Origin of the sequence: Alteromonas sp. AMM-1 (genome assembly GCF_047290655.1) — a bacterium.
Lineage (GTDB): Bacteria > Pseudomonadota > Gammaproteobacteria > Enterobacterales > Alteromonadaceae > Alteromonas > Alteromonas mangrovi.
Window position 1 is genome coordinate 1 of record NZ_JBLBUE010000200.1, and the last position, 5,828, is coordinate 5,828.

General features: G+C 50.1%; 6 protein-coding genes. 3 read left to right on the plus strand and 3 right to left on the minus strand.

Annotation, left to right across the window (positions count from 1 at the left end):
- Together ACLR2L_RS18340 and ubiD are read right to left on the minus strand one after the other, a co-directional pair.
- Positions 1–436 (minus strand): FAD-binding oxidoreductase (locus ACLR2L_RS18340; RefSeq protein WP_413370244.1); only part of this gene is annotated, 436 nt, incomplete at its 3' end.
- Between the two features lie 24 nt (positions 437–460).
- Positions 461–1,948, minus strand: a complete 1,488-nt coding sequence (gene ubiD / locus ACLR2L_RS18345; protein ID WP_413370246.1) for a 4-hydroxy-3-polyprenylbenzoate decarboxylase — start codon at positions 1,946–1,948, stop codon at positions 461–463.
- Between the two features lie 173 nt (positions 1,949–2,121).
- On the opposite strand from ubiD, the gene ACLR2L_RS18350 reads away from it, so the two are divergent.
- Positions 2,122–2,364, plus strand: a complete 243-nt coding sequence (locus tag ACLR2L_RS18350) for a TIGR02647 family protein (protein ID WP_140958657.1) — start codon at positions 2,122–2,124, stop codon at positions 2,362–2,364.
- Positions 2,365–2,447: 83 nt separating this feature from the next.
- Positions 2,448–3,056 (plus strand): tetratricopeptide repeat protein, encoded by a 609-nt coding sequence (locus ACLR2L_RS18355; RefSeq protein ID WP_255439157.1) that lies wholly within the window; start codon positions 2,448–2,450, stop codon positions 3,054–3,056.
- Between the two features lie 225 nt (positions 3,057–3,281).
- Here ACLR2L_RS18355 and ACLR2L_RS18360 read toward each other — a convergent pair whose 3' ends face one another.
- The gene (locus ACLR2L_RS18360) at positions 3,282–4,970 is read right to left on the minus strand and encodes an alkaline phosphatase D family protein (RefSeq protein WP_413370248.1); all 1,689 of its coding nucleotides are present in this window, start codon (positions 4,968–4,970) and stop codon (positions 3,282–3,284) included.
- 154 nt (positions 4,971–5,124) lie between these two features.
- Between ACLR2L_RS18360 and ACLR2L_RS18365 the strand changes: the two genes are divergently transcribed.
- Complete coding sequence (locus ACLR2L_RS18365; protein ID WP_140958552.1) at positions 5,125–5,496, plus strand: VOC family protein; 372 nt, start codon at positions 5,125–5,127, stop codon at positions 5,494–5,496.
- Positions 5,497–5,828: the final 332 nt, after the last annotated feature.

The following is a 5,828-nucleotide window of genomic DNA, read 5'->3' on the forward strand; positions in this document are numbered from 1 at the left end:
ACAGGTCGTCAAGGTGGCGGCCACCCCAATACAGGGTAATATCGCGATTGGGATCTTCTTTCAGCGATTGCATCAAAATGGAATAGGCATACGAGAAACCTGTGCCACCAGCAATTAACACAATCGGCTTGTCGGTAGCTTGCAGATACGCTTTGCCGTGTCCGCCAGAAACGTAAATGGCCTTTTCCTGACGCGCGCGCTCAAGTACTTCACCAGCGTATTTATTACCGGGTTCGGCGCCAATATGCAGTTCTAAACGATTATTGTCGTAGGCGGCATTGGCAATTGAAAATGGGCGCTGATCTTTTTCGCCCATATGCACCATAACGTACTGGCCAGACTTGAAATCCAGTGATACGTCGGGGGTTAAATCAACCCGAAAAACGGTTTTGGTCAGCGGCGCAATGCTTTCCACCTGGCATCTAATTTGTGACATGAAAATAGAATCTCTTTTTGTAAATCAAGGTTGCGAGGAGTTGCCCGGCATAATGCCCAGCGTATCCCAAATTTCGTCTACACGACGTTTAACTGCTTCGTCCATTTCGATGGGAACACCCCATTCCCGATCGGTTTCGCCGGGCATTTTATTGGTCGCATCCAGGCCCATTTTGGATCCAAGGCCCGATACTGGCGACGCAAAATCCAGATAATCAATGGGGGTGTTTTCAATCAACACTGTATCACGGGCGGGGTCCATTCGGGTAGTAATTGCCCAGATAACGTCCTGCCAGTCGCGGGCGTTTACGTCGTCATCGCACACCACTACAAACTTGGTGTACATAAACTGGCGCAGGAACGACCATACGCCCATCATGACTCGCTTGGCGTGACCAGGATATTGCTTCTTCATGGTTACCACCGCCATGCGGTACGAACAGCCTTCGGGAGGAAGATAAAAGTCCACAATTTCCGGAAACTGCTTTTGCAAAATGGGCACAAATACTTCGTTCAGTGCCACACCCAGAATGGCCGGTTCATCGGGCGGACGTCCGGTGTAGGTTGAATGGTAAATCGGGTCGTCGCGGTGAGTAATGTGAGTAACCGTGAATACCGGAAATTCATCTACTTCGTTGTAGTAACCGGTATGATCGCCGTAAGGTCCTTCCGGCGCGGTTTCGCTCGGGTCGATATAGCCTTCCAGCACGAACTCGGCGCTGGCCGGAACCTGCAAGTCGTTGCTGATGGATTTTACTACTTCGGTTTTGTCGCCACGTAATAAACCGGCAAACGCGTATTCAGACAAAGTATCTGGTACCGGCGTAACGGCGCCTAAAATGGTGGCGGGATCGGCCCCTAAGGCTACTGAAACCGGATAAGGTTGCCCAGGATGAGTCTGACACCATTCGCGGAAGTCCAGTGCGCCGCCGCGATGCGACAACCAGCGCATGATCAGTTTGTTTTTGCCTAGCACCTGCTGGCGGTAGATGCCCAGGTTCTGGCGCTTTTTATGCGGCCCGCGGGTAACCGTGAGACCCCAGGTAATCAATGGCGCCACATCGCCCGGCCAGCAGTGTTGTACCGGCAGTTTGGTCAGGTCAACGTCGTCTCCCGTAATAACATTAGCCTGACAGGGCGCTTTGCGCACTTCTTTGGCTGGCATGTTCAATACTTGTTTGAATACCGGGAGTTTTTCCCACAGATCTTTCAGTCCTTTGGGCGGCTCAGGCTCTTTTAAATACGCCAGCAATTTTCCTACTTCACGCAGTGCTGACACCGAGCTTTGACCCATGCCCAGCGCTACCCGCTCCGGGGTACCAAACAGATTCATCAGTACCGGGGTGTCGAACCCTTTGGGATTCTCAAACAACAATGCCGGACCGCTCGCGCGCAGGGTGCGATCGGCAATTTCGGTCATTTCCAATTTAGTATCAATAGGTTGGGATATGCGTACCAGATCACCATTGGCTTCCAGTTGCTTAATAAAATCCCGAAGATCTTTGTATTTCATGATGAACAAACTCAGACTGCTGTGGCTCAGGCAGTATACCACTAAAGCGACCAAGCCGATCACATTGATGCATAACAAAAAACTCGCGATAGCCTGAACAGGATCTACAATTAATGACAGAGCCGTTTAATCGGCGCATACTGGCTACAAAGAATAAATTGCCTGGAGACACTATGGCCTTTACCCACGACGTAATTGAAGAGCTGAATTTATTGTTAAAGTTTCCTGCTGAAAGTCTGATGCAGGGACTCAAAATCCACCACGATGCCAGTCAGGCAATCGTAGAAGCCGCATCCAGACTATACACCAAGGGCCTGATCACACAGGTAGATGGTGGATACCTCACCGACCTTGGCATAGACGTTGTAGAGCATACAAGGCGCATAAACAGTGCCATGTGCATTAAATTTAATTAGGTTTTTTTAGCGGCGGCCGATAACCTGAGCATAGATATTGGCCGTTAGCAGGACTCGTTATGCATACCTTCGTTCGTACCTCCATGTTTGCGTTAGCCTGTGCGCTGTTACCAGTGTCGGCGGTCAACGCGCAGGAAGTTAAAGCGGTGCAACTGTACACCCAGGACGAACTAATAAACCTGATTAATAAAAACGAGCACCTCGATCGCGTAGTACTTGATCGTTGTCAGTTGAATCAGGATATCGAAGCCCGCGCAGAAGTGTTAAAAGTGCCGGCCTACCAGTTTTTATGGGGCGATATGCTGGCCTGGGGCGTATGTGTAAGCGCAGACCCGGTGCGTGGTATCGACTTTATGCGCCAGGCTGCTAATCAGGGATTACCCGCCGCCTTAGAGCAGCTCGGTCGCTACTACAGCAAAGGTACGCTGGTACAGCAAGACAGAAAACGCGCGGTGATTTTCTTACGCGAAGCGGCGGCGCTGGGTAATTTGAAGGCGCAAATGCAATTGGCTGAATTGTTTATTGAAGGCTACGGTAGCCCCTACGATTATCAGGACGCATACCACTGGTTGTACAACGCAATTACCGACGATAAGCCTACCCATAAACAAATAGCGGTGTATTTGGCCGAACTTGAAAAGCTGATGCATCCGCGCGCTGTGCGTGACGCCCGTAAACCGCTGGATAGTTAGTAAGTCGGAACTAGCTTTTGGATTGAAGGTCGTGTTTGCACCATACTTATCTTCCCATCATCTCGCACAGTAACCGTCATCCCCGCCGCTTATCTCGTCATCCCCGCCGCTTATCTCGTCATCCCCGCGTAGGCGGGGATCTTGTTTGGCTGCGGCACACTGTTTAAGTAGACCCCGGGTCGAGCCCTGGAAGACGGGGGATCCTATAAAACAACCTGCGAAACGTTACCCTACAAACTGCTCGCGATGTTGAGTTAATACGGTGTAAGTGGTGTCTTTAATATTGCTCACATAATGCCAGGCGGTGTTCACCTGTCCGAGGGTAAATTCCACGGTCATGTAACCTCGCTGATGCAGGTTACAGTATTTCACTTCGTCGATTAACAATGGCAGGGCGCGGGCAAGGTCTTCTGCTTGCTTATCGGTCAAGCCCAAATAGTCTTCGAATCCAGGCGATGATACACCCGGTGTTGCGTACTCCACAGCAACGGTCTTGCCGGTGTTGTCGGTTAACGCATTTGCCCAGCCGTTGTGGGTGTCACCCGCCAGCACAACCAGCGATTTACCCTTTTGGCTAAACAGGTTTAGCACCTTTTCACGTTCAGCGGCGTAGCCGTCCCAGGCATCCAGGTTGTAGGGAATTTTAGCGTTCAATCGCTGTTGTTCGGCCGCAGTAAGCGCGCGTCCTTCAAGTTGCTGCTGACGCAGTTCAACCAACTGAGCAATAATGCCCGGCACGGCTTTACGGTCAGTACTGGCGATGATTTCGGCCGGATAATGCATCTTGCCCATGAGTATTTGCTGGCCCAGTACATGCCAGCGGTTGTTACTTGAAGCGACTTGCTTTTGCAACCAGGCAAATTGCTCGTTACCCAACAGAGTGCGCGAAGGGTTGTTTACGTCCCGTTCAAAGGCGGGTAAATCGAACCGGCCGTCGGGTTGTTTGTACGCCCCCAACGACAACTGCTTTTCCCGGCCTATCACCCGTGTATCGAGCATGTAAAGGCTCACCAGATTACCAAATTCGAAGTGGCGGTAAATATGCGGGCTCTCATCGCCCATGGGCGGTCGAATAGGCAGCCATTCGTAATACGCCTGAATAGCTGCTGTGCGACGCGCGAGAAAGTCGCCTTCTCCGGCATTGTGATTTTCAGCCCCCGACATGTACGTATCGTTGGCAATTTCGTGATCATCCCAAACGGCAATAAATGGCTTGTGCTGATGCAGCAACTGTAACCCTCTGTCTTCGCGATATTGAGCATAACGGGTGCGATAGTCAGCAAGATTGAGTAATTCGCCTTCATTGCCCGGCACGAATCCGCGCCCAATCGCATCTGCATTTGCGGTGGCATAACCGCCTTTGGGGTATTCGTAAATGTAATCTCCCAAATGCAGTACTACGTCAATACTGCTGTCTTTTGCTGCGGCATCATAGGCATTGAAATACCCTGCCGGGAAATTCGCGCAGGAAAATACCCCAAATTTAACTCGCGAGGTAACGCCATTGTTCAACGTGATTGTTTCGCCAATGGGTGAGCGTGTTTCACTGGTAAAAAAGCGATAGTAATAGCGCTGGCCTGGCGCCAGATCTCGCACATCTACTTTCAGTGTGTAATCGCGGCTGCGTTCAGTTTTTACCACACCACTGCGCACCGGCCTTGTAAAATCGGGCGTTGTGGCCAGTTGCCAGCGAATGTAACTACTGCTGCTATTGCTGGCAGGCACGGCGCGGGTCCACAGAATAATAGAACTGGACGTAGGGTCGCCACTGGCTACACCGTGAGTAAAGTCGGCCGGTGGAACATAATCATCACCATCGGGTGCAAAGGTTGCCCCACAGCCGGATAATTGGGTTGAAATGGCAATACCGCCGCCAAACAAAGAAGAAAGCTTTATAAAATGTCGTCTGTCCATAACACTGCATCTGAAAGGGCGAAAAAATTACTTTAACTAAGCTTGAGCGGCTTGCCTACCTTGAAACGGCAATTTGCGGTAAATGGTTGAAGTTATGTGTAAAGCGGAGGATAGTAGAACGATGTAAAACCCGTGTAAAAAAGTGAGGGCTGCAATGGAACTGGGCGCATTTTCGGTAAGTCTGACGGTGAAAGATATTCACGCGTCGAAAGCGTTTTACGAGAAACTGGGATTCTCGGAATTTGGTGGCGACATAACGCAACACTGGCTCATCATGAAAAATGGCGATCACATCATTGGGTTATTTCAGGGTATGTTTGAAGGTAATATCCTCACATTTAATCCCGGCTGGAACCAAAGCGCACAGAACCTCGACAGCTTTACCGATGTTCGGGACATCGAAAAGCACTTAATTGCTCAGGGACTCGAACTCACGAAAACAACAGAGCCCGGCGGGCAAGGTCCAGAAAGTATTGCCCTTACAGACCCCGACGGCAATGCAATACTGATCGACCAACATCGTTAAACACACGTTTATGGTGTTATTGACACACTTTTTTACAATACTGTTTTTAAGGGCAGTAGCCAGTAACGCCAACATTGCTTACTGTTGCGATACCAAAACACTATGCGTTGGGCTGTTTTTCCGCTAAATCTGCGTCATTTGGTCTACTTACACGTATATGTTCACGAATAACAATTAAATAAGGCACCTAGAATGAAAAAGCTTTTTGCTATGAGTGCAATTACACTGGCCATGCTGGCTGGTTGTAGTGCAGAAAAAGCACAGCAAACCCCTGCTCAGACAGAATCTGCCGCGCCGGCACCAGCAGTCATTATTTCAGCAAACGATGATCG